Annotated in this window: 2 protein-coding genes; both read left to right on the top strand. The window is 70.2% G+C overall.

Going from position 1 to position 1327, the window contains the following annotated elements:
• The coding region (locus tag AB0M27_RS47885; RefSeq protein ID WP_365732472.1) for a hypothetical protein at positions 1–382 on the top strand (382 nt) is incomplete at its 5' end.
• Positions 372–1327 (top strand): NAD(P)/FAD-dependent oxidoreductase (locus tag AB0M27_RS47880; protein WP_365732471.1); only part of this gene is annotated, 956 nt, incomplete at its 3' end. The genes AB0M27_RS47885 and AB0M27_RS47880, both read left to right, overlap by 11 nt.

Genomic DNA, 1327 nt, shown 5'->3' with positions numbered 1-1327 from the left:
CCGCATCATGGAGCGTTACGAGCCCGGGGACGAGGGCATCCGCCACTTCGAGGCCGAACTCGCCGACCACCTCCGCAAACACACCGGATCGGAGGCCGTCGCCCAGGAGACCCTCGCGCACGCCGCCGAATACCTCACCTTCTGCGGCCGCGCCCCCAACACCGGAACGGTCGACGCACCGGTCAGCGTGATCACCGACCAGGAGAAGGCCGCCCTCTACGCGGCCGGACAGCACGGCACCTGGCACGGCAGCTCCACCGCCACCACCGTCGTCCTGCGCGGCTCCGGCCTCCACGCCGACATGCTCGACCCCAAACACCTCCCCCGCAACGCCGCCCTGATCCGCACCGCACTGACGGGAGACGCGGCCCATGGCGACTGACACCACCCTCCGCAAGGAGACCGTCGACGACTGGGGCAGCCGCGAGCGCACCCCCGGCACCCCGCCCCGCGTCATCGTCATCGGCGCGGGCGTGGCCGGCCTCTCCACCGGCTGCTACGCGCAGATGAGCGGCGCCAGGACCCGGATCTTCGAGAAGCACGTACTGCCCGGCGGCTGCTGCACCGCCTGGTCGAGGGACGGCTACCTCTTCGACTACTGCATCGAATGGCTCATCGGCACCGCGCCCGGCAACGACGCCCACCAGGTCTGGCGCGAGCTGGGCGCGCTCGACGGCAAGACCGTCACCAACTTCGAACTGTTCAACAAGGTCGAGGACGAGCACGGCCGCTCGGTCACCTTCTACAACGACCCCGACCGGCTGGAGGCCCACCTGCTGGCCCTCTCACCCGCCGACGCCCCCCTGATCCGGGCCTTCACCCGCGACCTGCGGCGGTTCATCGACATCGAGCTGTACCCGTTCCTCACCGCCCCCGCCCTGCGGACCGTACGGGAGCGGGCGGCGACCCTGCGCACGGTGCTGCCGGCCTTCCGGCTCTTCTGGCGCACGGCCGCCACCCCGATGCACGTCTTCGCCGACAAGTTCCAGGACCCGCTGCTGCGCCGGGCCTTCCGCAACATCTTCTTCCAGGACCCGGAGGGCTTCCCGCTGCTGCCGTACCTGTTCAACATGGCGGCGGCCCACCACCTCAACGCCGGTTTCCCGCAAGGCGGTTCACTCGGGCTCTCGCGCTCGGTCGAGAACCGCTACCTGGGCCTGGGCGGAGAGGTCACCTACCGGGCCCGCACGGAGAAGATCCTCGTCGAGAACGACCGCGCGATCGGCATCGAACTCCGCAACGGCAGAAGGTACTTCGCCGAGCACATCGTCTCCGCCTGCGACGGCCGCACCACCGTCCACGGACTGCTCGACGGCCGGTACACCAG

The sequence above is a fragment of the Streptomyces sp. NPDC052107 genome (assembly GCF_040680215.1).
In the GTDB taxonomy this organism is placed as follows: Bacteria; Actinomycetota; Actinomycetes; order Streptomycetales; family Streptomycetaceae; genus Streptomyces.
This window is presented reverse-complemented; position numbering and strand designations above follow the sequence as displayed.